The sequence below is a fragment of the Mycobacterium asiaticum genome, assembly GCF_001673315.1.
GTDB lineage: Bacteria > Actinomycetota > Actinomycetes > Mycobacteriales > Mycobacteriaceae > Mycobacterium > Mycobacterium asiaticum_B.
The window spans coordinates 17,104-41,714 of sequence record NZ_LZLQ01000066.1; the positions used below are offsets into that span (position 1 = coordinate 17,104).

The 24,611-nt window shown below is 66.8% G+C and carries 24 protein-coding genes and 1 pseudogene; 11 read left to right on the forward strand and 14 right to left on the reverse strand.

Annotated elements, in window-relative coordinates:
- Positions 1 to 93 precede the first annotated feature (93 nt).
- Positions 94 to 453, reverse strand: a complete 360-nt coding sequence (locus tag A5636_RS10200; RefSeq protein ID WP_065158580.1) for an Rv2640c family ArsR-like transcriptional regulator — start codon at positions 451 to 453, stop codon at positions 94 to 96.
- Positions 454 to 550: 97 nt separating this feature from the next.
- On the opposite strand from A5636_RS10200, the gene A5636_RS10205 reads away from it, so the two are divergent.
- Positions 551 to 1,024, forward strand: a complete 474-nt coding sequence (locus A5636_RS10205) for an ArsI/CadI family heavy metal resistance metalloenzyme (RefSeq protein WP_065158518.1) — start codon at positions 551 to 553, stop codon at positions 1,022 to 1,024.
- A pseudogene (arsB, locus tag A5636_RS10210) lies at positions 1,024 to 2,118 on the forward strand (ACR3 family arsenite efflux transporter); the annotation flags it as partial. The gene A5636_RS10205 and the pseudogene arsB, both read left to right, overlap by 1 nt.
- Here arsB and A5636_RS10215 read toward each other — a convergent pair.
- The 3 genes from A5636_RS10215 to A5636_RS10225 are packed head-to-tail and all read right to left on the reverse strand — an operon-like array spanning position 2,115 to position 4,374.
- Positions 2,115 to 2,939 (reverse strand): hypothetical protein, encoded by an 825-nt coding sequence (locus A5636_RS10215; protein WP_065158520.1) that lies wholly within the window; start codon positions 2,937 to 2,939, stop codon positions 2,115 to 2,117. The pseudogene arsB and the gene A5636_RS10215 overlap by 4 nt on opposite strands.
- A complete protein-coding gene (locus A5636_RS10220) occupies positions 2,936 to 3,565 on the reverse strand; it encodes a TetR/AcrR family transcriptional regulator (protein ID WP_065158521.1) in 630 nt (209 codons plus the stop codon). The genes A5636_RS10215 and A5636_RS10220 overlap by 4 nt, the downstream gene beginning before the upstream one ends.
- A 53-nt stretch (positions 3,566 to 3,618) precedes the next feature.
- A complete protein-coding gene (locus A5636_RS10225) occupies positions 3,619 to 4,374 on the reverse strand; it encodes an alpha/beta hydrolase family protein (protein ID WP_065158522.1) in 756 nt (251 codons plus the stop codon).
- Between the two features lie 231 nt (positions 4,375 to 4,605).
- Between A5636_RS10225 and A5636_RS10230 the strand changes: the two genes are divergently transcribed.
- Positions 4,606 to 5,559 carry a helix-turn-helix transcriptional regulator gene (locus A5636_RS10230; protein WP_065158523.1) on the forward strand — a complete coding sequence of 318 codons (954 nt, stop codon included), beginning with the start codon at positions 4,606 to 4,608 and terminating at the stop codon, positions 5,557 to 5,559.
- On the opposite strand, the gene A5636_RS10235 is transcribed toward A5636_RS10230, so the two are convergent.
- A complete protein-coding gene (locus A5636_RS10235; protein WP_065158524.1) occupies positions 5,556 to 6,086 on the reverse strand; it encodes a hypothetical protein in 531 nt (176 codons plus the stop codon). The genes A5636_RS10230 and A5636_RS10235 overlap by 4 nt on opposite strands.
- A 205-nt stretch (positions 6,087 to 6,291) precedes the next feature.
- Between A5636_RS10235 and A5636_RS10240 the strand changes: the two genes are divergently transcribed.
- On the forward strand, positions 6,292 to 6,540 hold the full coding sequence (locus A5636_RS10240; protein ID WP_065158525.1) for a hypothetical protein: 249 nt from the start codon (positions 6,292 to 6,294) through the stop codon (positions 6,538 to 6,540).
- Here the strand turns inward: A5636_RS10240 and A5636_RS10245 are convergent.
- Positions 6,537 to 7,283 carry a class I SAM-dependent methyltransferase gene (locus tag A5636_RS10245; protein WP_253900557.1) on the reverse strand — a complete coding sequence of 249 codons (747 nt, stop codon included), beginning with the start codon at positions 7,281 to 7,283 and terminating at the stop codon, positions 6,537 to 6,539. The genes A5636_RS10240 and A5636_RS10245 overlap by 4 nt on opposite strands.
- 122 nt (positions 7,284 to 7,405) lie before the next feature.
- Between A5636_RS10245 and A5636_RS10250 the strand changes: the two genes are divergently transcribed.
- Genes A5636_RS10250 through A5636_RS10260 form a run of 3 tightly spaced genes read left to right on the forward strand, consistent with a single transcriptional unit; the run spans position 7,406 to position 9,785 of the window.
- Positions 7,406 to 8,392, forward strand: coding sequence for a GNAT family N-acetyltransferase (locus A5636_RS10250; protein WP_065158527.1), 987 nt, complete (start codon positions 7,406 to 7,408; stop codon positions 8,390 to 8,392).
- Positions 8,393 to 8,429: 37 nt separating this feature from the next.
- The gene (locus tag A5636_RS10255) at positions 8,430 to 9,098 is read left to right on the forward strand and encodes a DUF5642 family protein (RefSeq protein WP_065158581.1); all 669 of its coding nucleotides are present in this window, start codon (positions 8,430 to 8,432) and stop codon (positions 9,096 to 9,098) included.
- 27 nt (positions 9,099 to 9,125) lie between these two features.
- On the forward strand, positions 9,126 to 9,785 hold the full coding sequence (locus A5636_RS10260) for a DUF5642 family protein (protein WP_065158528.1): 660 nt from the start codon (positions 9,126 to 9,128) through the stop codon (positions 9,783 to 9,785).
- Here A5636_RS10260 and A5636_RS10265 read toward each other — a convergent pair.
- Positions 9,782 to 10,378, reverse strand: coding sequence for an alpha-ketoglutarate-dependent dioxygenase AlkB family protein (locus A5636_RS10265; protein ID WP_216638829.1), 597 nt, complete (start codon positions 10,376 to 10,378; stop codon positions 9,782 to 9,784). The two genes, A5636_RS10260 and A5636_RS10265, sit on opposite strands and share 4 nt — an antisense overlap.
- 81 nt (positions 10,379 to 10,459) lie before the next feature.
- Here A5636_RS10265 and arcA point away from each other — a divergent pair, with 81 nt between their 5' ends.
- The gene (gene arcA / locus A5636_RS10270) at positions 10,460 to 11,668 is read left to right on the forward strand and encodes an arginine deiminase (RefSeq protein ID WP_065158530.1); all 1,209 of its coding nucleotides are present in this window, start codon (positions 10,460 to 10,462) and stop codon (positions 11,666 to 11,668) included.
- Here the strand turns inward: arcA and A5636_RS10275 are convergent.
- On the reverse strand, positions 11,665 to 12,111 hold the full coding sequence (locus A5636_RS10275; RefSeq protein WP_065158531.1) for an SRPBCC family protein: 447 nt from the start codon (positions 12,109 to 12,111) through the stop codon (positions 11,665 to 11,667). The genes arcA and A5636_RS10275 overlap by 4 nt on opposite strands.
- Before the next feature lie 38 nt (positions 12,112 to 12,149).
- On the reverse strand, positions 12,150 to 13,718 hold the full coding sequence (locus A5636_RS10280) for a dolichyl-phosphate-mannose--protein mannosyltransferase (RefSeq protein WP_065158532.1): 1,569 nt from the start codon (positions 13,716 to 13,718) through the stop codon (positions 12,150 to 12,152).
- Positions 13,719 to 13,742: 24 nt separating this feature from the next.
- Here A5636_RS10280 and rsmI point away from each other — a divergent pair, with 24 nt between their 5' ends.
- Positions 13,743 to 14,624: a 16S rRNA (cytidine(1402)-2'-O)-methyltransferase gene (gene rsmI / locus A5636_RS10285; RefSeq protein ID WP_065158533.1), complete on the forward strand. Its 882-nt coding sequence runs from the start codon at positions 13,743 to 13,745 to the stop codon at positions 14,622 to 14,624.
- A gap of 76 nt (positions 14,625 to 14,700) precedes the next feature.
- On the opposite strand, the gene A5636_RS10290 is transcribed toward rsmI, so the two are convergent.
- From A5636_RS10290 to A5636_RS10310, 5 genes are all read right to left on the reverse strand, one after another.
- A complete protein-coding gene (locus A5636_RS10290) occupies positions 14,701 to 16,185 on the reverse strand; it encodes a hypothetical protein (protein ID WP_065158534.1) in 1,485 nt (494 codons plus the stop codon).
- Between the two features lie 154 nt (positions 16,186 to 16,339).
- Positions 16,340 to 17,596: an aminodeoxychorismate synthase component I gene (locus tag A5636_RS10295; protein WP_065158535.1), complete on the reverse strand. Its 1,257-nt coding sequence runs from the start codon at positions 17,594 to 17,596 to the stop codon at positions 16,340 to 16,342.
- A 47-nt stretch (positions 17,597 to 17,643) separates the two neighbouring features.
- Positions 17,644 to 18,561 (reverse strand): RNA polymerase sigma-70 factor, encoded by a 918-nt coding sequence (locus tag A5636_RS10300; protein WP_065158536.1) that lies wholly within the window; start codon positions 18,559 to 18,561, stop codon positions 17,644 to 17,646.
- Positions 18,561 to 19,754, reverse strand: a complete 1,194-nt coding sequence (locus A5636_RS10305; protein WP_065158537.1) for an NAD(P)/FAD-dependent oxidoreductase — start codon at positions 19,752 to 19,754, stop codon at positions 18,561 to 18,563. Before A5636_RS10305 ends, A5636_RS10300 begins: the two co-directional genes overlap by 1 nt.
- Positions 19,755 to 19,844: 90 nt before the next feature.
- Positions 19,845 to 20,639, reverse strand: coding sequence for an FkbM family methyltransferase (locus tag A5636_RS10310; RefSeq protein WP_065158538.1), 795 nt, complete (start codon positions 20,637 to 20,639; stop codon positions 19,845 to 19,847).
- Between the two features lie 281 nt (positions 20,640 to 20,920).
- Between A5636_RS10310 and A5636_RS10315 the strand changes: the two genes are divergently transcribed.
- Complete coding sequence (locus tag A5636_RS10315; protein WP_065158582.1) at positions 20,921 to 22,783, forward strand: putative bifunctional diguanylate cyclase/phosphodiesterase; 1,863 nt, start codon at positions 20,921 to 20,923, stop codon at positions 22,781 to 22,783.
- A gap of 13 nt (positions 22,784 to 22,796) precedes the next feature.
- Positions 22,797 to 24,509, forward strand: a complete 1,713-nt coding sequence (locus A5636_RS10320; RefSeq protein ID WP_065158539.1) for a hypothetical protein — start codon at positions 22,797 to 22,799, stop codon at positions 24,507 to 24,509.
- Positions 24,510 to 24,611 lie beyond the last annotated feature (102 nt).

Genomic DNA, 24,611 nt, shown 5'->3' on the forward strand with positions numbered 1-24,611 from the left:
GGGCCGACGGATGAACTCGACGACCCGCGGGCCGACGGCGACAGGGGCGGGGGTCGCTTGAATCGCGATGTCGGTGAGGCGCTGGAAACCGCACTAGCGGCAGCAGTTCGGGTCGAGAACTGAGCAGAGCGCGACGAGGGATTCGCGACGGGCGCGATGGTAGACATTCATCCCGCGGCGTTCGGATTCAACGAACCCTGCTCTGCGCAACTGCGACAGGTGATGACTGACGGTGGACTCGGCCAGTCCTACCGCCGCGGCAAGATTGCTGCTGCATTCTTCACCGGCAGTGCTACTGATCATGAGCGACAGCAGCCGAACGCGCACCGGATCGGCTAAAGCCTTGAGCCGCAGCGCAATCTCCAGTGCTGCATCCTCGCTCACCGCACCAGCGGCGACTGGCGAGCAGCACACCGGCGCAGAAACGTCTAGCTCGGGCAGTGTCTTGGGCACCTGACCATAATGCCACACCCCTTTGACAAATATCGAAAAGGTGGCACTATCAAGGACGCCAGAAGTTCGACATAAGCCGCAAAGGTTGTGAGGCCCCATGTCCCGCGTTCAACTCGCTCTCAACGTCGACGACCTCGACCAGGCCGTCGCGTTTTACGCCAAGCTGTTCAACACCCCGCCGGCCAAGGTGAAGCCGGGTTACGCCAACTTCGCAGTCGCCCAGCCGCCGTTGAAGCTCGTGCTGCTGGAGAATCCCGGCAAGGGCGGGACGATCAACCATCTCGGCGTCGAAGTCGAGTCCAGCGAAACCGTTCACGCCGAGATCGCCCGACTCGCGGGTGCGGGACTGTTCACCGAAGAGGAGATCAACACCACCTGCTGCTTCGCCAGGCAGGACAAGGTGTGGGTGACCGGTCCCGCCGGTGAGAAGTGGGAGGTCTACACAGTCCTGGCGGACAGCGAGGCGTTCGGGACCGGCCCGCAACATCGCGACGACAGCGGGGAGAAAGAGGGCGGTGCGTGCTGCGGTAGCGCAGCCGCCGATCCCGAGTCCGCGGACGCCTGCTGCTGATGGCGGCGAGGACTGCGTCCAGCCCTGGCGCGGAATCGCACGTTGCGGTAGTGCAGAAGCTGTCGACGCTCGACCGCTTCCTTCCGGTTTGGATCGGCATCGCCATGGCTGCCGGACTGCTGCTGGGGCGATGGGTACCCGGTCTGAACACCGCACTCGACCGCGTCCAGATCGACGGCATCTCGCTGCCCATCGCCGTGGGGCTTCTCGTCATGATGTACCCGGTACTGGCGAAGGTTCGCTATGACCGTCTGGACACTGTCACCGGCGATCGCAGGTTGCTCGTCAGTTCGCTGGTGCTGAATTGGGTGCTGGGGCCGGCGCTGATGTTCGCCTTGGCGTGGCTGCTGCTGCCCGACCTGCCCGAGTATCGCACCGGCCTGGTCATCGTGGGGTTGGCGCGGTGCATCGCCATGGTCATCATCTGGAATGACCTCGCATGCGGTGACCGCGAGGCAGCGGCGGTCCTGGTCGCACTGAACTCGGTCTTTCAAGTCGTCATGTTCGCCGTGCTGGGGTGGTTCTACTTGTCCGTGCTGCCCGGCTGGCTCGGCTTGGCGCAGACCACGATCAACACGTCACCGTGGCAGATCGCCAAGTCGGTGCTGGTCTTCCTCGGCATTCCGCTGGCAGCCGGTTACCTGTCTCGGCGGTTGGGGGAGCCGGCAAAGGGCCGGGAGTGGTACGAATCCACGTTCCTCCCCAAGATCGGCCCATTGGCGCTCTACGGTCTGCTGTTCACCATCGTGATCCTCTTCGCCCTGCAAGGCGACCAGATCACCAGTCGCCCAATCGATGTCGTCCGCATCGCGCTACCGTTACTTGCGTACTTCGCCCTCATGTGGGGCGGCGGCTACCTGCTGGGCGCAACTCTCGGACTCGGCTACCCACGCACCACCACACTGGCTTTCACCGCCGCGGGCAACAACTTCGAACTCGCCATCGCGGTGGCTATCGCCACGTATGGTGCGACCTCCGGACAGGCACTCGCCGGAGTCGTCGGACCGCTCATCGAAGTCCCCGTCCTGGTGGCGCTGGTGTACGTCTCCCTGGCGTCACGCCGCCGGTTTACCAACGCTCCCAGCACTTCTCACGGATGTGCGACCAGGTAGGTCTCATTGTCGAGACCTGCGGTGAGTGCCGCGATGTCGAACGGCCGCTTCAGGCGTTCGCGTAGTTTGTCGATGTCCACCAGCATGCTGATCTCCACAGTCTGGCGGGCGAACAGCAGGGTGATTCGTGGGTAAAGCCACCGCATCACCGCGCGTTCCGGGCCCGTGCACCGGGAAGCGCAATAGCCGACATGACCGATCTCATCGGTGAGGATCTCGCTGTAGAGCAGATCGATGCGCGCGGCGACATCCGGTTCGTCAGCGAAGAGTTCGATGCCCACCCGGCGCAACTCGTCGAACATGACACAACCGGCCATCTCGGCCGCGCCGACGAACATGAAACTGAGCCGCTCGGGAATGAACACGCCGGTCTTGACGAACTGGCGCATCACGAACGGCGGTGGCACCACCTGGAATGTCAGGTCGAAGACGTCGAGGACATAGGCCAACAGCCGGGTGTGGTAGTGCTCCTCCAGTTCGAGGTAAACCCGTTCCGGCGGCAGGTTTTCGTCGCTGTTCAGCCCGTAGGTCTCGCCGAGACCCACCCCGAAGCGTTCCGCCTGATTGAGCTTCGCGGTCGCCAACAGAAACAACATCTTCGGGTCCAGCCCATTCTCCGGGCGCCGGCGCCGCAGGTTGCGCAGGAAGGTGGCGCGGTCGGCGGGGTGTCGCGATCGGACCGGGTCGTCTTCCAAGCCGGTGAAGAAGTCCTCACGATTGGCCAGGCGCCGATTAAGTAGGTCGGCAGCTCCGTCGCGACGCTTCAAGAAATCCCGGTAACCTTCGATCCTGTTGCTGTTCATCGCGTCTCCATCCCCTTCACAATCGTGGTGACGTACCGGGCCAGGACGGCGCCGACGGCTGCGGAATCGTGTGCGCCGGTGGCGAGCAACGCGAAGAGTCCGGTCAGAAAGAACACTGCGAGTTCGCCGGCGTCTTGCTCTGGCGTAACGTGACCGGCCTTCTGCGCGTTGGTGATTGCGACGACGACAAAGCCCGCCAGCGGGTGATCGCTCAGCTCGTCCTCGCCGGGGCGGGTTTGAGAGAAGTGCAGCCCGAGCATGTCTCGGAATACCACCGGGCCCAGTCGGCGCTCGGCGTCAGCAACCGCCCGAACCAACGTCGTAAGCAGGGACGCCAAATCCTCAGTGTCGGTTAGCTTGTCAGCAAGCTCAGCAACTATCCGGGCCTCTTCATTCCGCTCCAGTTCGACCAGCACGTGTTCCTTGGTCGGGAAGTGGAAATAGAACGTACCCCGCACCACGCCGGCCGCTGCGGCAATGGCGCTCACGTCTGCACCGGCCAGGCCGTACCGGCCGATCTCAGTGAGCGCCGCGTCGAACAGGCGCGCCCGCGTTTCCTGCCGCCGAATCTCGCGGGCTCCGCTACCGGCCGACCGGGTCCGCGTGCTGGCGCTCGTCGGTCCCATAGGAGCAGGTTATATCGCAGCACTGACAGTCGTCAATGACGACTGTCAACGAACTACTCGAGGTAGGCGTCTGCCCAGGCGCCGATGATTCGCCCGGCCCGGTGCGCTTGGCCGCGTGCGGTCAACAGGTGGTCAGATCCCTCGAGCGAGACGAAACTCCGCGGGTGGCGGGCCAGGTTGAAGATCTCACTGGCATTCTCGATGCCGACCGTATTGTCGGTCGGCGAGTGCAGGATCAGCAGCGGCATCTGCAGGTCTTCGATCTTGTCGTGCAGGTGGGCAGTCCGGACGTCCTCGACGAATGCCCGTTTCAGCGTCAGCGTGCGTCCGCCCACCAGCCACTCGGCTGCCCCGTCGGACATCACGCGGTCAACCACCGCGTCGTAATGCTTTTCGACGTGACTGGGATCGACCGGCGCGGCGACTGTGACCACTGAACGTACGCCCGCGGATCGTCTGGCCGCCGCCAGAGCCGCCGCCCCACCCCAGGAGTGCCCGACCAGGATGTCGGCCGGGGTGCCGCGTGCCGTCATGAACTCGCATGCCTCGACGATGTCGTCGACTTTCACGGTGAACGAGCCGTCGCCCCAATCTCCCTCGGAGGCACCAAGACCCAGCGCGTCGAACCGCAGCATGCCAATTCCGTCAGAGGACAGTTGTTTGCAGATCCGGGCCGCGGCCGGGGAGTCTTTGCCGAGTGTGAAGCCGTGGGCGAACACGCCCCAGCCGCGTACCGGACCCTCTGGCACCTCGACTACGCCGGTGAGAGTGGGGCCGGTGCAGCTACGAAACGTGACGCGTTCGCCCATCCTGACGATCTAACACCCCAGGCGCCAGCGGCCCGGTGAACGTTGCGCACCCAAAGTGGGCACGCAGCGTTTCAGTAGATGGATTTTTGCCGGGTTTCGGCAGTTCAGAGGTCGCGACGAGGGCCGGCACACCGCGGCGTGCTTACCTATTGCCTCCGGTTGATGGATACTGGGACAACAGTCGGCTCAGCACGATGCCGTGGCCATCGTTTCTTGCCTGAAAGCCGACTAATGTTCACGGTTCTTCTCGACACCAAAGATCTCGGCGAGGCCGAGTCCGTTCTGAGCGCCAATATCTCCAAAATGCGTATCCGGACAGCCTGCGCTGACGAGTCGGCGCTGTTCCGCATCGAGCGGGCGTTCGTCGGATCGATTGCTTTCGACAGCGCCGAATGCGGCATTGACTTCAGCTACGAGATGGCGCCACCCGACAACATCCTGTTATGTCGCGTGGTGTCCGGGGGACTCCAAGAGCGTCCACAGGGCCGGTCGGCCGCGACATACCGGACCGGTGAGGCCGGGGTGATCGGAGCGAACTCCGGGGTGCCCTGCGAAGGAAAAGTTCAGCAGGGCCACTACGAGCAGCTCTTGATCAAACCGAGCCTGCTCAGCTCCGTAGCGGCCGAGCGCCCCGGTAGCGATAAGCCGGTACGGCTGACCGGTTCGGTACCGATTTCGCGTGAAGCAAGCCGGCAATTGTCCGAGACGATCGGGTACGTCGGACGCGTCGCAGCCAGTCGGCACGCACAGGAGAATCGGTTGATCGCCTCCGGCGTGGAGCGGTATGTGGCAAGTACGCTGCTGGCCACGCTGCCCAATACGGCGCGGTCGGAGCCGACTCGTCAAGAACGTCGCGACAGCAGTCCCGTACTCCTGCGCCGAGCTGTGGCCTACGTTGAGGACAACGCGCATGACGACATCACCCTGACTGATATCGCCACTGCCGTCTACGTGACACCGCGCGCGCTGCAATACATGTTCCGCAAGTACCGCCACTGCACCCCGACGGAATATCTGCGCCGGGTTCGGTTGCAACGCGCCCATCTCGACCTCGTTGCGGCCGACCATTCCGCGATCAGCGTGGGCGACATCGCGCGGCGGTGGGGGTTCGGCCACCTCGGACGGTTCTCGGTCCTCTACCGGCAGACGTACGGCCGCAGCCCGCACCTCACCTTACGCGGCTAAACCGGACCGGTAATTACTAAGAGTAATTCTGGCGCAACGGGTTTGGTGGAGTAGGTACGTGCCCCCGAGGACACCGTGAGTACGATGCGCGGCGCTTGTTCTGCGCCGGCGGCGGCGAAGCTGTGCACGTGTTGCAGCTCGGTGAGAAACACGGCGCTGCCGCCGGGCGCTACGTCAAACGGAACGTCTGCCCCGGCGATCGGCTTCTCGATCGGCACCAGCGATGTGCCGTCAGGATCGGAGCGGATCGCCCAGCCGGCAACGTGAAACGGTTCCCTTCCGGCGTTGACCACTTTCACCCCGAGGATCAGCGGAATGTCCTCGAGCTGCTCGGCAGCGTCGGCCAACGACTCGCGCACGTCGCAACTGGCGTCATTGGTCACCAGCCCACCGGGTGTCAATCGACCGACGACGGGGGTGAGTTTGGGCCGCGGGCGTTGCAGCCGCCAGGTGACCAGGTGGCAACCCAGCGACACGACCGCGAGCACGGTGCCGATCAGGCCCAGCACGAATCCCGCGACGCTCACCGCACACCCCCGATTTCGGTCACTCCCCAACGCTACTGGGTGTGCGCGCGGATTCGACCACCGCACGCCGCTGCCAGTCGACTGAAAGTGCTGTTGCGGTGGCGATTTGAGTGGATCCTGATGAAGTGCCTAGATTCAGCTGAACGTTCGCTAAGACGGGCGCGGCGGGTCGGATCCGGCAAGAAACCGCCCTTAATGTCGCGGCATGAGCACCAAGTACTACCTGCAAAAGGTTCCCGCCGAAGCTGTCGAACCGGGCTATTCACTGGCCATCCGTGACGAGGGCAAGTTTCGCCTCTTCCAAGTCGAATGCGCGGAGATCACGCAACGCAACAACCAACCCGACCTGATTCGGCTCGTCTCGACCGCGGACAACGGCGCGTGGGTGCTGGAGTACGAAGCGGGCACGCCGGTCGTTCGGCTCTTCGGGGTGTGCGAGCTGGCCGCGTCCTAGCCCGGCTTGGTCGCGGTGACGAACTGCAACGCTCGCTGCGTCTGTTGCTCGACGTCGACCAGGCCCGCTTCGGTGAACAGGTCGACGAAGGCGCGTCGGTCGAACATGGTCAGTCCGATCAAGCGCGCGGTGGTGTGCAACGCAAAGTTGATCGGCGGCGGTTGCCCGGCGTAACTGGTGAGGATCGCGATCCGCCCACCGGGACGCAGCACCCGAATCATTTCGCGCGCCACCCGGTACGGCTCGGGTATCAAGTACAGCGCCCCGAAGCAGCAAACCGCGTCGAAGGTTTCCTCACCGAACGGCAGGTCACGGGCGTCGCCGCGGACGTAGCAAGTCCTAGGGCCGCTGTTGTCCGCTACGGCTCGCTTCAGCATCGGCTCCGAGATATCGAAGCCGACCGCGAGGCTGCCTGTGGACAGTCGTTCGGCCAGCGGGCCCGTGAAATTGCCGGGGCCGCAGGCGACGTCGAGAAGAGTCTTCGCGCTGCGCAGGCGTAGGGCGTCGGCCGCGCGGCGCTCCTCCGCGCGAGTGGTCACCCCGCTGGCGACAAAGAAGGACGTCGGCCGCCACAACCCTTCGTACACGGTCGCAACAAAGGGGCTGTTCATGGCCCGCTGAGCGAACGTAGGGGCGGGTGCCGCCGTGGATTCTCCGAGCACGTCGAGGTACCCGTGCCGCACTACGGCAGGTTTGGTGAGCAGCCGTCGGGTCAACTCCATGCGATCCTGGTTATCGATCACGTCAAGTCCATTTCTGCCGCGGTGCCGACCTGTCGTCAGGCTAGTGCGCTTGTTGGCGCACTTCTTGCAGGGGCGGCAGCCGACCCCATAACCTGGGTCGGATCGGACCGCGAGGGGACGGGATGGCCGAATTGAGCGGCACGGGGACCGAGGCACTCGCGGGCATGGACGTCTTCAAGGGATGTCCTATCGAAGATCTACAGCCCCTGGCCTCCCAGTTGGCCCCGTTGCGAGCCCACGCCGCACAGGTCCTGATGCGGCAAGGGGAGCGGGCCGTGTCTTTCCTGCTCATCGCGTCGGGCAGTGCCGAGGTCATCCACCTCGGCGAAGACAACACGGTGATCGTCGAGCAGGCGCTGCCCGGGACGATCGTCGGAGAAATCGCTCTGCTGCGCGACGTTCCACGGACAGCCACCGTCACCACGCTCGAACCGCTGACCGGGTGGATCGGCGGCAAAGACGCCCTGAACCAGATGATGCACATCCCGGGCATCATGCAACGGTTGGTACGCACGGTGCGCCAGCGCCTCGCGGCCTTCATCACGCCCATTCCGGTGCAGGTCCGGGACGGAAGCCAATTGCTGCTGCGTCCGGTGCTCCCTGGTGACAGCGAGCGGACGGTGCACGGGCACGTCCATTTCTCCAGTGAGACGATCTATCGCAGGTTCATGTCGGCTCGGGTGCCCAGCGCGGCGATGATGCACTACCTGGCCGAGGTCGACTACGTGGACCATTTTGTCTGGGTCATGGTCGACGGCGCCGATCCGATCGCCGACGCACGCTTCGTGCGCGACTCGAACGACCCGACGGTTGCCGAGATCGCGTTCACCGTTGCCGACGCGTATCAAGGGCGCGGCATCGGCACCTTTCTGATCGACGCACTGGCCGTCGCCGCCCGTGTCGACGGGGTCGAAAAGTTCACCGCCAGAATGCTTTCCGGCAACGTGCCGATGCGCACGATCATGGACAAGCACGGAGCGGTCTGGCAACGCGAGGACATCGGAGTCATCACCACCGTGATCGACGTGCCGCGCCACCTGAGCCTCGGGCGCGACACGGAGCGGCAGATCAGGCGGGTGGCCCGCCAGGTGATCGAGGCGGTGAGTTGATCCGGACACCCTCCCGCGCGACGTGATATCAACGTTCATGCGGCCGTTACGGATTGGCGCCGCGCTGGCGCTGCTGCTGGCGGGCTGCGCTCAATCCCCGGCACCGGCGCCGTCGGCCACGTCGTCTTCGGCGCCGCGCGGCAGGGTCGTCAATCCGGCCAACATCCGTCGGGTCGGCCGTGATCTGCCGCCCGGCTACGAGGTGACCAATGTGCCCAGGGCCGCCACGCCGCGGGCGATCTGGGGTCTCGGCGGCACCGTCGCGGCGAGTCCGCCGAAATGCATGGCGCTGGCCGATCCCACCCTCGGGCCCGCGCCGGTGACACAGGGCGTGTCCGGTTCCGGTTCGGGCGGGATCGTGGACGCGGTGGTGGTGGGGGCGCCCGCCGGGCTGAGTCTGGATCGCGACCTGGTGACCGCGTGCCAGGAATGGGAGTTGAGCGCCGGGCGCACCCAGGTGCACGTCGAACACGCCGATGCGCCGCACATCGACGGGGCGCAAACCCTCGGGATGGTCGCCGACATTCGTGCCGCGGTCGAGTCGGGCAGCGAAATCGATTCGCGGGCATACACATTCGTCGCCTATCTGGGTGACTACTACGCGTTCACGGCGCTGACCACTGATCCCGGCTCGCCGCTGCCCCCACTGCCGGCGCAGTTCGCCGCAGATCTATTGGTCAAAACCGTGTCGACGTTACGGGGCTGAGCTTTTCGGTTGGGTAGATTGGCGACGATGTTGAAGCTGGCGGTCGCAGTCGGGTCGGTGTGCCTGCTGCTCGGTTGTTCCCCCGGCGCGAATTCGTCGAAACCCGCCAAGGCCGATATCGCCAAGATCACGGACGTCAAGTCGAGCTTCGGACCCGACTACAAGGTCACCGACATCGCACCCAGAGCGATCGACCCGCAGTTCTTCGCCTCCCGCAAGCTGCCCGAGGGGCTCACCTTCGACCCGGCGAACTGCGCCAAGGCCGCGGTCGGCCCGGAGACGCCGGGCGGGCTGGAGGGCAATATGGCCGCGGTCTCCGCAGAGGGCAACGGCAACCGGTTCGTGGCGATCGCGCTGGAGACCTCGCAGGCGCTGCCCACCAACGACCCCGGCAAAGACTGTGCCAAAGTCGGATTTTCCGGTGCTCAGTTGCGCGGGGCCATCGAAGTGATCGACGCGCCCCGGATCGACGACGTGCACACGCAGGCCATTCACCGCGTGCTGCAGGCACTCGTCGGCGGATCGGCTCGAACGGGCGAACTGTACGACTACTCGGCACACTTCGGCGATTACCAGGTGATCGTGATCGCCAATCCGCTGGTTATACCCGGGCAACCGGTGGCCAAGGTCGATACTCAGCGGGCCCGTGATCTGCTGGTCAAGGCGGTGGCTGCGGTCCGCACCTAGCGGACGTTGCGCGGCCGGAATTGGATGCTCACCCGCGGACCGGCCGAGGCCGAGGTCTTGGGAACCGCATGCTCCCAGGTGCGTTGGCAGGAACCGCCCATCACCAGCAGGTCGCCGTGCGCCAGCGGCAGGCGCAGGGACGGGCCGCCGCCGCGCCGCCGCATCGCGAACGTCCGGGTGGCGCCGAGGCTGACGATCGCGACCATGGTGTCCTCGGAGCTGCTGCGGCCGATCGTGTCACCATGCCAGGCCACGCTGTCCGACCCGTCCCGGTAGCAGCACAGACCGACGGTCGTGAATGGTTCGCCCAGCTCCCCGGCGTAGATGTCGTTGAGCCGACGACGTAGTCGGGTGAGCGCGGGATGCGGTGGGTCCTCGACGGTGAGATCGTGAAAGCTGACCAGCCGGGGTACGTCGACCACCCGGTCGTACATCTGGCGACGCTCGGCCCGCCACGGCACCGAAGTGAGCAGGGCGCGCAGTAGGTCGTCGGCATCCTTGAGCCAGTTTGCGCGGACGTCGATGAAGGCGCCGTCACCGAGCTGCCTGCGCTCGTTGTGCTCGAACAGCGAGCCCTGAACCGCGATCGACACGGCCACAATTCTATCGCACACCCGTTCGATGAATCGGCGTGTGACGCGCCGCGCCGCGTCTGCCCCGCTACCGTTTCTGCTGTGGGTGTCGTGCTGGGAGCCAATTCAGAGGTGGGTGCGCTGAAGGCCGTCATCCTGCACCGGCCCGGTGCCGAACTACGCCGCCTGAATCCGAGCAACAGCGACCAGCTGCTGTTCGACGGCCTGCCCTGGGTGGACCGCGCGCAGGACGAGCACGACCAGTTCGCCGAGTTGCTGCGGACCCGGGGCGTGGAAGTGTTGCTGCTCTCGGAGCTGTTGACCGAGGCGCTGCAGCACAGCGGAGCCGCGCGGATGCAGGGCGTGGCGGCCGCGGTCAATGTCCGGCGGCTCGGATTGGCACTGGCGCAGGACCTTTCGGCGTACCTGCGTGGTCTCGAGCCGGCGGCGCTGGCGCAGGTGCTGACGGCCGGCATGACGTTCGAGGAGTTGCCGGCCAGCATCCGCACCGACGTGTCGCTGGTGCTGCGGATGCATCACGGCGCCGACTTCGTCATCGAACCCCTGCCCAACCTGGTGTTCACCCGGGATTCATCCATCTGGATCGGTCCGAAGGTGGTGATCCCGTCGCTGGCCCTGCCGGCCCGCGTTCGCGAAGCTTCGCTGACCGACATCATCTACGCCCACCACCCGCGGTTCACCGGCGTGCGGCGAGCTTACGAGTCGCGCACCGCCCCCGTCGAAGGTGGCGACGTGCTGCTGCTCGCGCCCGGCGTGATCGCGGTGGGAGTGGGGGAGCGGACCACGCCTGCCGGCGCGGAAGCGTTGGCGCGCAGCCTTTTCGACGATGACCTCGCCCATACCGTGCTTGCGGTGCCAATCGCCCAGAAGCGGGCCCAGATGCACCTGGACACGGTCTGCACTGTCGTCGACACCGACACCGTGGTGATGTACGCCAACATCGTCGACACGCTGTCGGCGTTCACCATGCGGCGCACCGCCGACGGTGTCACCATCAGCGATGCCGCCCCGTTTGTGGATGCGGCTGCGACGGCGATGGGGCTCGACAAACTGCGTGTCATCGATACCGGCCGCGATCCGGTAGTCGCCGAACGCGAGCAGTGGGATGACGGCAACAACACCCTGGCTCTGGCGCCCGGGGTGGTCGTCGCCTATGAGCGCAACTCGCAGACCAATGCGCGGTTGCAGGACGCCGGCATCGAGGTGCTGACCATCGCGGGGTCCGAACTGGGCACCGGGCGCGGCGGTCCTCGCTGCATGTCCTGCCCGGCTGCCCGGGAACCTCTTTAGCTACCGGCGTCCTGGACGTCGAGCACCCGCTGACGGAGCCCGTCGGTCGCTGCCCGCATGAGCCACTGAGTCGCTTTCCGGACCAGGAACCCGGGTACGGGCGGGACCAGATCCACCGCGAGCTCTAGGAGAACCCGGGTGGAATCGCCTTCCGGCGTCAAGGTGTAGCGGCCGCGTTGAGAACGTAACTGCTTGGCGCTCAACAAATTCCAACTCAAGCCGTCGTCATGTAAGAAATACTCGACCAGCTGTTCGTCGGTGGCGCCCATGACCTTGACCGTCTGCCGACATTGCCGCGGCCGGCCCTGCTCGTCCCGCTGCAGGATCTCGATCTTGTCGTGCAACGCCGACCACTCCGGCAACGACTCGAGGTCCAGCAAGACCGTCAGCACCTCGGCGGGCGTCGCAGCTATGACGACTTCGCGGGAATCGGTGATCGCCATCGGGAAAGCATAGTGAGCCGGAGGGCGGCGGAACGCGCCTAGCGCCAGCTGGGCAGCCAGATCTCCATATCCCAGGTCTGCTGGGAGATGGGCAGACCCGTCAGCACCGGGAACAACCAGGCGAAGTTCGTCACCACCAACGCCACGTAGCAGCTGACCAGGATCAGACCCAGCGTGCGCCGCTCCTTGTTCTGCCCGGGCTGATGCAGGATGTCGCCCAGGATCAACGCGATGGCCATCACCAGGAACGGCCCCATCGTCGCGGCGTAGAAGAAGTACATCTGCCGGTCGATCTCGGCGAACCACGGCAGCCAACCCGCGCAGTATCCCACCCAGACCGCCGCATACCGCCAGTCGCGGTGCACGAACATCCGCCACGACGTGTAGAGCAACACCGGCACCGCCAGCCACCACATAGCGGGCGTGCCCACCAGCATTACCGCCTTGACGCATGACTGTGCGCCACAACCCGGAACGTCCTGCTGATCGATGGCATACAGCACCGGCCGCAGCGACATCGGCCAACTCCACGGCTTGGATTCCCAGGGGTGGTGGTTGCCGGCCGCGTTGGTCAGCGTGGCGTGGAAGTGGAACGCCTTGGTGGTGTAGTACCACAGCGACCGGATGGCGTCAGGCAGCGGAACAACACTGTCCGGTCCGATGGTCTGGCCGACCTGGTGTCGGTCGATCGCCGTCTCGGAGGCAAACCATCCCGCGTAACTGGCCAGGTAGACCCCGAACGGAATCAGCACCAGCGCATACCCGCTGGGGACGAGGTCGCGGCGCAGCGCTCCCAGCCACGGTCGGGGCACCTGGTACTGGCGGCGGGCCGCTATGTCGAAAACCAGCGACATCACGCCGAAGAACGCCATGAAATACAACCCGGACCACTTGGTCCCCAACGCCAATCCCAGCAGCACGCCGGCGCCGAACCGCCACCACCGCACGCCCAACCGCGGACCCCACACCGTTTCGGCGATGCGGCCCTCCGCGAACGCGACGTGCATGCGCTGCCGAACCTGGTCGCGGTCCACGATCAGCGCGCCGAACGCCGCGACCACGAAGAACGTCAGAAAACCATCCAGCAGCGCGGTCCGGGCGGTCACGAAGCTGACACCGTCGCAAATGAGCAACAGCCCGGCGACAACACCCACCAGGGTGGACCGGCTGATCCGCCGCACGATGCGGGTCACCAACGCCACCAGCAGCACCCCCAGCAGCGCGCCGGTGAACCGCCAGCCCCATCCGGTGTACCCGAACAGGGCCTCACCGATGGCGATCAGCTGCTTGCCGACCGGGGGATGCACCACCAGGCCGAACCCAGGGTTGTCTTCCACCCAGTGGTTGTTGAGCACCTGCCAGGCCTGGGGGGCATAGTGCTTCTCGTCGAAGATGGGCGTGCCGGCATCGGTGGGCGACCCCAGATTCAGGAACCGGGTGAACGCGGCCAGCAGGGTGACGACGGCGGTGGCGATCCAGCCGCGCATCCGGTCTACCGGCCCGAAATCGGTCACGGGCGCCAAGGGACCCGGGCTGACAAGGGGGGCTGGGCGCGGTGCCGGACGCTCCTCGACCAGGACCGGGGTTTCTCGGGGCGGGGCGGACATCACGTCGATCGTAGGCTGTGCGGTGTGACCACTGGGCGTCTATTACTGGGTGCAACGCCGTTGGGCCAGCCCGCGGATGCCTCACCCCGTCTGATTCAAGCGCTGGCCGAAGCCGATGTGGTGGCTGCCGAGGACACCCGGCGGGTGCGGAACCTGGCCAAGGCGCTCGACGTCCAGATCGGCGGGCGGGTATTGAGCCTGTTCGATCGCGTGGAGGCCACGCGAGTGGCAACGTTGCTGGACGCCATCGAAGCGGGCGCGACGGTGCTAGTGGTCAGCGACGCGGGCATGCCGATGATCAGCGACCCCGGCTATCGGTTGGTTACGGCGTGCGTCGCTGCCGATCTGCCGGTGCAGTGCCTGCCGGGCCCCTCGGCGGTGACTACCGCGCTCGTCGTCTCCGGGCTGCCGGCCGAAAAGTTCTGCTTCGAAGGTTTCGCGCCGCGCCGGGGATCGGCGCGCCGGACCTGGCTGGCGACGCTGGCCGACGAGCGACGCACCTGTGTGTTCTTCGAATCGCCGCGCCGGCTGGCTGCTTGTCTGCGCGACGCCGTCGATCAACTCGGCGGTGCCCGTCAGGCCGCCGTCTGCCGGGAGCTGACCAAGACGCACGAGGAAGTGATCCGCGGATCGCTCGAGGAGTTGGCGGCCTGGTCGACCGGCGGAGTGTTGGGTGAGATCACTGTCGTGCTGGCCGGCGCGACCCCGCGGTCCGACGTGTCAACGCTGGTCGCCGACCTGGTCGACGAGGTGGAGAACCTGGTCACCGGCGGCATTCGCATCAAAGACGCGTGCAGTCACGTGGCAGCCGGATACCCGGAGGTGCGTTCGCGCCAGCTTTACGAAGCGGTGCTGACGTCGCGCCGTGCCCAGCAGTCCGACGAGGGGGAGCCGGACCCGGGTTAGGCCCGGACGGAGCCAGGTTAGGCCCAGGTTAGGCCCGCGCGGACCCAGGTTTAGGCCCGGACGGAGCCAGGTTAGGTCAGAAGCAGGGTCCGCCCGGAATGGGGCAGATCGGCGGATGCGGCGGCAGCGGCGGCGGTCCGGGCAATGGCGGCAGCGGCGGCGGTGCGGGCAGCGCTGGCAGACCCGCGGGCAACGACGTAGGAATACCCGCGGCCGCGGCCATCGCGGCTATCGCCGCCGGGTCCACGTTCGGCAGTGCCGGGAGGGCGGGCAGCCCCGGAGCCCCTCCGGCTGCCAAGGCGGGCAGGGCCGCGGCAACTACGCCCGGGTCGATGCCCGGTGGTAGACCACCGGCCAGGGCCGGCAGTGCCGCCGTCAGCATCGCCGGATCCACGCCCGGAACCCCACCGGCCAACGCCGGCAGCAACGCCGCCACCATCGCCGGATCCACATTGGGGATGCCACCGGGAACCGCCGCGGCCAACGCGGGCAGCGCCGCCGACAGGGTGGCCGGGTCGATGCCCGGCAGCGGCGGCAGGCCCGGGATACCGGCAGCCAGTGCCGGCAAGGCCGCGGCGACTATCGCCGGGTTGACGCCTGGCAGGCTGGGCAGACCCGGGATGCCACCGGCGGTGGCCAGCGCGATCAGGTCGGTGGGACCCACGCCCGGCAGGCCCGGCAGGCCGTTGGCCGCCAGCGGCAGCAGACTGGCTGGGGACACGCCCGGCAGCGCCGGCAGGTTGAGGCCGGGCAAGCCGCCCGCGCCGGCCAACGCAATCATCCCCGCGGGCGAAATACCCGGCAGGCCGGGCAATCCCGGCAGCCCCGGCAGGCTCAAGCTGGGCAGCGCCGCGGCCGGCAGCGCCACGGCGCCCGGTAGCAGCATGTTTCCCAGCGAACCGAGCCCGCCGCTTCCGGCGGGCAGCAGGCCCGAACTCTGCAAAGCGTTGTAGGCGAGCACGACGTAGGTGACGGCCAGCGCACCGGATGTCACCGCGCCGGAGACGGTGTTGCCCACCCCGATCAGGCCGTTGACGATCGAGAAGGCGGCATTGGCTCCGGCCGGGACACTCCCCAGGCCGGCTGCGGCGCCGTATGCACCGAAGAGGTCCGGTACCCCGGGAATGCCGACACCCGGGATGCCGCCGATTCCGGGAAGTGCCGGGTAGTCCTCGACGCCCGGCGGCAAAGCGGCCGCGGCGGGCGGCGGGCCCGCCGGGTTGATCGCGTTGGCTGCGGGGGGCAACAGACCTGACCCGCCACTCGGGCCGACGGGCGGTGTGTAGGCCGCCGGGGCCGCGGTTTCGGGCCGCGGCGCGATGGCCGGCGCAGCAGCAGCCGGCGGCGGCTCGACCGGTGACGGCGCGCCCCGCGGCGCTATGGCTCCGGACTGCTTGCCTGCTTCCGGCATGAGGACCGAAGCCAGCCGATCGCACTGCTTACCTGCACTGCAGGTGCCGCCGGGCAGCGTCCGGGCCTGGTTGGTGACCGTCAACGGCGCAACCGCCAACGCGCCACCTAAGACAGCGGCAGCCGCTGCGCCAACGATGGCGACTCTCATGACAATCCCTCCAGCCTCTCCTCAACCGCCGGCCCTGCCGCGTTCGCACGCGGGAACATCGGGTCGATTGTTGAAGCTTATGCGTGCCCGAGAGTCCGTGTGGGCGTTCGGCGAAAATCGCCGCACCGGATTATCTGCTCCAAAATTTGCTCAGCTAACTCACCCGAGTGGCGGCAGGGGTGCTGGGGGGCCCGACGACGGGGGCGGCCTTGTGCAGGCACTCGTCCCACTCTGCGGCAGGATCGGAATCGGCGGTGATGCCGCCGCCGACCCCCAGCACCGCACCTCCCGAGGAGTCGAATTCGACGGTGCGGATCGCGACGTTGAGCTCGCAGCCTGCGATGGGCGAAGCCAAACCGACGGTACCGCAATAGATTCCGCGGCGATGCCGTTCCCACTGCGAAATGAGTTGACGGGCACGGAGTTTCGGTGTTCCGGTGACAGACGCCGGGGGAAAGGTGGCGTCGAGCAGCGCGGCGGTGGGCAGGTCGGGCGGCACCTGGGCCGACACCGTGGACACCAGGTGCCACACGCCGGGGGCGCGCCGGACCACCAACAGCTCGGGAACCGTCACCGTACCGGTAATCGCCACGCGGCCAAGGTCATTACGAACCAAGTCGACGATCATGATGTTTTCCGCTACCTCTTTGGGTGACGCCCGCAAGGCCGATGGCCAGGCATGCAGCGGCAGCGTGCCCTTGATCGGGCTGGAACTCACCACGCTGCCCTGCCGGCGCAGGAAAAGTTCCGGTGACAGCGACGCCACCGCGCCCCAGCGCCCCGCGACGTATGCCGCCCGCGCCGGTGCGGTGCGGGCGATCCCGTCAGCGAAGAAATCCAGTGACGACCCGCTGAGCACCCCGCTGAACTGGGTGCAGACACAGGCCTGGTAGACCTCACCCGCCGCGATAGCTTCCAGGCATGCCAGCACACCCGCGCGGTGTGCTGACCGGTCGGCTGGCTCCCATCGGATCTGGCACATCGGTGCCGTTCTGGGCGTTGCAGCCAGCGCATCGGCCAACCAATCCGGCACGCGGGCACCCGAAAGGCTCTCGTACCACCACTGGCCGTCCCGGTCCCGACGCAATACGCAGTCGGTCCACCCGCCGGCGGCCTCGGGGATCCGGGGTGCAAGCCCGTCCGAACCTGCGTCCGGATAGGACAGGTAGCCGATCCAGCCCCCGCCCACCGCGCCGAACTGCGGATTTGCCGTTCGGGCCGGCCCAACCTCGAACACCTCGTGGGCGGCCACTGGCTGCACCGACACGCTCGGCGCGATGACGGCCAATGCGCCGAACCATTCGCCGGTCAGCGCGGCCGGCGGCGGCAGCCCGAGCCGATCGGCAGCGCGACCGAGCGCGCGCAGCACCTGCGGCGCGCTGCCGAGGTCGCCGAGCCGGTCGCTTCGCACTGCCCTAGCTTGACAGAACGACGGATATTCGCACGCCAGGGCCTTGACTAGGCGCGACTGATCTCGCGCGCCGTGACCAGCGCGGCGAGCTTTTCGGGATTGCGCATCACATACAAGTTGGTGATCTTCCCGTCGATGATCTCCATCGTGATCACCCCTTCGAGGTGATCGTCCAGGTAGACCAACACCGCTGGGGCGCTGTTGCACGTCACCGTCTGTGCCCGCAGCCGTCCTTGCGTCTTGCGCATCAGTCCGGAAACGGCTCGGGCCACCCGCAACGCGCCGACCACCGGCTTGCGGGCGGCGGACGCCTTGCCGCCGCTGTCGGCAGTCCAGACCGCGTCGGGTGCCAGCATCGCCAGCAGCGCCTCCACGTCGCCGCTCGCCGCGGTGGCCAGGAACTGCTGGGTGATCTCGGCGTTGCGCGCGGGGTCGACGTCATCGAACCGCTTGCGGCGCGCGTGTACGTGCTCGCGTGCCCGGTGGGCGACCTGCCGAACCGTCGCCGCCGGTTTACCCACCGCGTCAGCGATCTCGCCGTAGTCGAACCCGAACACCTCCCGCAACACGAACACCGCCCGCTCGTCCGGAGTGAGCGTCTCCAGCAGCACCAGCATGGCCATCGAAACCGATTCCGCCAGAACCACGTCGGCCGAGGCGTCCTGGTCGTCGAGCAGGAGCGGCTCGGGCAGCCAAGGTCCCACATACTCCTCACGGCGGCGCGCCTGCGCCCGCAGCGTGTTCAGTGCCTGGCGGGTGACGAGCCGGGCCAGGTAGGACTTCGTGTCACGCACTGACGAGAGGTCGACGTCCGCCCACCGCAGATAGCTGTCCTGCAGCACGTCGTCGGCTTCGGTGGCAGAGCCCAGGATTTCGTAGGCGATGGTGAACAGCAGCGGGCGCAGCAGAGTGAACCGCTCCGCGTGCCCGCTGCTGTCCGCCGCGCTGTCGACCCGGTTGGTCATCACACCGCGGTCTGCTGTTCGGCCGGCAACTGCGCGGGCCGCTCGCCGCCCTTGAGCCAGCGGTACCAGCCGGGCTTCTCGGCCTCCTTGCGCAGGCCCCACAACGTGCCCTTGCAGACCAATTCCTTGATGGAGGCCGCCGTCCGGCCGCCGATGTACAGCCGGATCGGGGTGTCGTCGGTACGCGCCAGCTGGATGGTGCCGTAGCTGCGGCCCACGCTGATGCACTGCCCGGTGAACGCTTGGTTCAGCGGCGCGGGCGCGGTGCCGGCAATGCGGGACAGCACGGTGTTGGCGGCTTGGGCGGCCAGCGGACCGGCCGCTTGGCAGCTCATCCGCAACGGCTGGTTCGAGGGTGCGGCCGCGTCACCGGCAGCGACGATTCGCCCGTCACTGATGCTGGTCAGGGTTTCGTCGGTGAGCAGTCGGCCCATCGAGTCGGTGCGCAGCCCGCTGCGGGTGGCCAGGTCCGGGACGCCGAAGCCGGCCGTCCACACCGTCACCGCACTGGGCAACACCTCGCCATCGCCCAGAACCACCGAGTCCCAGCGCACCTCGCGGACGCTGGCGGTTTCGAGCACCGTCACGCCCAGCTTGCGCAGCTGCTTTGCCACCGAGCGCCGCCCGGGACCACTCAGCGACGGGCCCAGGATGCCGCCACAGACCAGGGTCACCGCGCGACCCTGCTCGCCTAGTTCCCCGGCGGCCTCGATGCCGGTCAAGCCACCGCCGACGACGGTGATTGGGGCACCGGGGTGCAGGTCGGCCAACGCATACCGCAGCCGTTGCGCGCCTTCGAGTTCGGCGAGCGAATACGCATACTCGCCGGCGCCGGGCACCGCGACGGGCGTGGCGCCGGTGCTGCCGACGGCGTAGATCAGGTAGTCGTAATCCAGCGCCGCGCCGGAGGCCAGGGACACGCGGCGCGCCACGGGGTCGATGTGGTCGGCGTTGTCGACGACCAGCCGGATGTCCTTGCCCAGCAACGTCCCGTAGTCCGCGGTGGCGGCACCGGTGCCGGCGGCCAACTGGTGCAGGCGGATTCGTTCGACGAATTGCGGGCGAGGGTTGACCAGGGTGATGTCGACGTCGGTGCGCAGCCGCAGGTGATTGGCCGCCATGGTTCCGGCGTAGCCGCCGCCGATGACGACGACGCGGGTGCGTTCGTCGGCCCGATTGGATAGCTCAGACATCTTCGTCTCCTGTTGTCGGTGTGGACTTACGCCCTTCAGACACCGCAGGCCGGCCATCCGTGACACCGAGAGCCCCGAGTGTGAGCTGTCTCACCCCGCTACTGGTTCGAAAACAAAGTTGTTGACGTAGACGCCCCGGGGCGCCCAGTCGTCCTCGGCGCCGCCGATGTTGGCGGAGTCCTGGTGGGTGGCGGCGTCGAATTCCTCGATCGGCCGGCGCTGCTCGTCCAGGAGGAAATAGCCCCGGAAGCCCAGGCCGGTCAACAGCTCGGTGATGTCGGCGACGGCATTTGCGTGGTGACGCTCTTCGGCTTCGACGACGATTGTCGGTCGATTGCGGCGCAAGGTGTCCAGTGCGCCGCGCAGGACGGCCAACTCGTGGCCCTCGACGTCGATCTTGACCAGCCCGACGTTCGTGAGCCGGTAATCGTCGAGGCGCTTGACCGGGACTTCGATCGCTTGGACGGCGCCGCCTACCGCGGTGTCCAGCACGTTGTCGCGGTCGATCGTGCTGCGTCCCGGGTCGGTCGCCACCACCCGCATCGCCGTCACCCCGGGTGCGTCCGACAGCGCCACCGCCTCGACGCGCACCGGCGCCCCGACCGCGGCGAACATCGTCACCAGCTCGCGGGCCTGAGCCGGACGCGGTTCGAATGCGATCACCGAGCGCGACGCGCTGAGCATCGCGATCGCGAATTCTCCGACGTCGGCCCCGATGTCGAGAGAGACCCGACCGGGGTTGCACAGGGATCGCACCAGCGCCACGTCGGGCCGGGATTCGCCCAGACGTCGCAGGATCCGGACTTTGCGTCGCCAGAACAGACGGGGCGCAACAGTCTTTGCCGCCGGTGCGAGCAACCGCTTGGCCGACGCTGCGACTGACATCAGCCGACCCTAGCCGACCGGCGCGGACGCGGGTCCCGGCGTGGTGGGGTGCCGCAGTTAACACGGGGGCCCAGGGGCACTGCGTGATAGTCTTCGCTAACCACTGATCCATCCGTGACCTGCGCCGGTCCGGGTATTGTCCGCTGGCTTCCAGGCGACTTCAGCGCCGCTTCGATGCGTATAAGGCATGGAGAGGCAGCGGCCGCCAAGACTGTCTGCAGGCTGGGTAGTCGCTCGTGACTGGTGCAGCGCCTTCGGACGTGCACAAAATCGGAGGACCGTTGCCACGCAGCTTGGACCTCGTCGTCACCTCCGTAGCTACCCAGCTCATGGAGGCGACCGCGTCCACCGCTACGCAGGTCAGCGAACGGGTTCTGGCGCAGCTCGTCGAGCAGTTCGATGTGGATGCCAGTTTTCTGCGCCACCATGATCACGACATACGCGCGTCGGTGTTGATTGCCGAATGGCCTCCTCGGGTCGACGTCCCGGACCCGGACCCGCAAGCGGTGGTGCACTTCACCAGCGCGGACCCGGTACTCGCGCAGTGCGAGCACGGACGCAAACCGGTGGTGATCCGGCCAGACCAGAACAACCGGTCCCCGCGCTGGGCCGGTGGCGCCAACAAGGCGGCCTCGCCGTCGGTGGCCGCCGCACCACTGGTGTCCGGGGAGATGACTACCGGCGTGCTGGGCTTCGTCAAGTTCGGCGCCAGGAAGTGGAAGCAAGAGGAGATCAACACGCTCGAAGCGGTGGCGGCGTTGTTTGCTCATCTGCAGGCCCGGATCGCCGCCGAGGAGAAGCTGCGCTACCTGGCCGAGCACGACGACTTGACCGGCCTGTACAACCGCCGGGCACTGGTCGCGCATCTGACGGACCGACTCGCCTCCGGCAACCCCGGGCCGGTGGCAGTGCTCTATATGGACCTGGACCGGCTCAAGTCGATCAACGACTATCTGGGTCATACCGCCGGGGACTGGTTCATCCGGGTCTTCGCGCAGCGCCTGCGGGTGTGCGCGGGAAGTCAAAACATGATCGCCCGCCTCGGCGGCGACGAGTTCGTGGTGATCCCGGACCAGACCATGTCGAGCGCAGCGGCCGAATCCTTCGCCCGCCGGCTGGGCACCATGTTGCGCGAACGCTTGGCGATTGGTGGCCACCAGATCACCCGCACCATCAGCATCGGGCTGGCCGTGGGCATGCCTGGCCGGGACAACAGCACCGACCTGCTGCGTCGCGCCGACGAAGCCGTGCTGGCCGCCAAGCGCGCCGGGGGCAACCAAGTCGCGCTGTCCACCGATGACATGTCGCTCAAGAGCGCATTCCGCAACGACATCGAGTTGCACCTGCAGGGTGATATCGACAGCGAAGCTCTGCTGCTGCACTACCTGCCCGAGGTCGATCTGTGGACCGGCGCGATCGTCGCGGCCGAGGCGCTGGTGCGTTGGCGGCATCCGATCTGGGGGCTGTTGCTGCCGGATTCGTTCATCGGTGTTGCCGAATCGGCGAACCTGGCCGGCGAACTCGGCCGCTGGGTGATGCGCAGCGCCTGTTCGGAGTTCAGCCGGTGGCGGGCCAACGGCGTGGGGCAGAGCGCCATCCTTCGCATCAACGTTTCGCCGGTGCAACTGATCACCCGCGGCTTCGTCCGCACCGTCGCAGACACCATCGAGGAGTTCGGCATCGACGGCGGCTCGGTATGCCTCGAGATCACCGAGCGGGCCGTGGTGCACGACATCGAGACCACCCGCAAGACACTCCACGAGCTCAAAGAGGTGGGCGTACAGATCGCCATCGACGACTTCGGCACCGGATACGCCGTGTTGTCGCATCTGAAATCCCTGCCGGTCGACATGCTCAAGATCGACACCGGGTTCGTCCGGGACCTCGGCACCAACGCCGGCGACCTGGCCATCGTGCGCGCCATCATCGGCCTGGCTGAGGCGTTCGGTTTGCAACTGGTCGCCGAAGGCGTCGAAACACCCGCCGCCGCACTGACTTTGATGCAACACGGTTGCCACCGTGCGCAGGGGTTCCTGCTGTCCCGTCCCGTTCCTGGCAACGCCATGGAGGCGTTGCTGTCCGCGCGCTGGATGCCGATGCCGTTCCTCGCCGACCGCGAGGCGCTGACGCTCGGCGCAATTTAACTCACCAGTCAGAATGGCTCGAACAATCAGAAAAATCACGTTAATCGTCGTTGCCTGCGCCACTGTGGTGGTTGCCTGCGCGGCGCTGCTGATCGGCGGCTGTAGCCGCAACCACAACGAACCGGGCCCGCTGGCCGCGATGGTGAACCCGGCCATCCCGCCGGCCGCGCAGGAGATACCCAACCCGTTGCGCGGGCAGTATGAAGACCTGATGGAGCCGCTCTTCCCGCAGCGCGCCCCCGCCCAGCAGCGCTATCCGGCCTGGCCGGCGTCCTACGATGCGAGTCTGCGGGTGACGTGGCGGCAGTTGCAGCCGATCGATCCGGCCACGCTGCCCCCGGACGCCCCCGACGAGCAACGGTTCGACTTCAGCGTCATCGACGACGCGTTGAACAAGATGGCGGAGCGTCGGATGCGGTTGACGCTACGAGTTCAGGCTTACAACTCCTGTTGCAACGCCTCCTACCCGGATAACACCAACATCGAAATCCCGGACTGGGAGCGCGCTCGTCCGGGAACCAGCACCAGCTATCCAGGCCCGGCGAACGGGCCGGCCGCAGGCGTGACGCAGGTGGTGCCGAACTTCAATGATCCGACCTACCTGAGCGATTTCGGCCAGCTGTTGTCCGCGCTGGGCCGACGCTACGACAACGACGAACGGCTGAGCGTCTTCGAGTTCTCCGGCTACGGCGACTTCAGCGAGAACCATGTCGCTTATCTGCGGGATTCGCTGGGTGCGGCGGGCCCGGCACCCGAGCAGAGCCAGGCCGCGCTGGGCTATTACAGCCAGTTCCGCGACCAGAACATCACCAGCGCGTCCATTAAGCAGTTGGTCGCGGCCAACGTGAACGCCTTCCCCCACACGCAGTTGGTGACTGCGCCCAACAACCCGGAAATCGTGCGGCAGTTGCTCGCCGACGACGTGACCAAGAAGCTGGTCGCGCCGGTGGGCATCCGCTCGGATTGCCTCGGGGTGTACGCGCCGCTGCCCACCTGGGCCGAGTCCAGCACGTCGCATTACGTGCAGACCCAGGACCCGCTTGTCGACGCGCTCAAGCAGCGACTGGCGAAGGCGCCGGTAATAACCGAGTGGTGTCAGTTGCCGTCCGGAACGTCGCCGCAGCAGTACTACGACAAGGGCCTGCACGACGTCATCCGGTACCACGTGTCGATGACGTCGAGCATCAACTTTCCTGACCAGGATGCGACCTCGCCGATGGACCCGAAGCTCTACGTGCAGTGGGCTCAGGCCAACGCCACCGCTGGCTATCGGTACTCGGTGGAAGCCCGGCCGGGGTCGCAGTCCCTGCAGGACAAAGTGGCATCGATCGCGGTTACCTGGACCAACTACGGCGCCGCGGCGGCTACCGAGAAATGGGTGCCGGGCTACCGCCTGGTCGACTTCGCCGGGCAGACGGTTCGATCGCTGCCCGCCACAGTCGACCTGCGGAACCTGGTTCCAGACGCTTCCGGAGACCGCAACATCGACCAGCCACCGCCCGCCTCGGTCACCGAGACGGTTCGTGTGGAGCTCAAAGGCTTGGCGCCGGGGCATTACACGTTGCGGGCCGCCGTCGACTGGCAGCAGCACAAACCCAACGGCTCGCACGTGGTGACGTACCCGCCCATGCGGCTGGCCCGGGACGGCCGGGACGACTCCGGCTTCTATCCGATCGCCACGCTCGATATACCGCGGAATGTTTTGACTACCCCCACCGCCTCGTGAGAACGTAGAGCCGTAAATCATTACATTGGTATGAAACTTGCGGTAGTCGCTATGCTATCGGTATGCGGGGGAAATTCGACGCTGTGAGGGCGGCGTCTACTC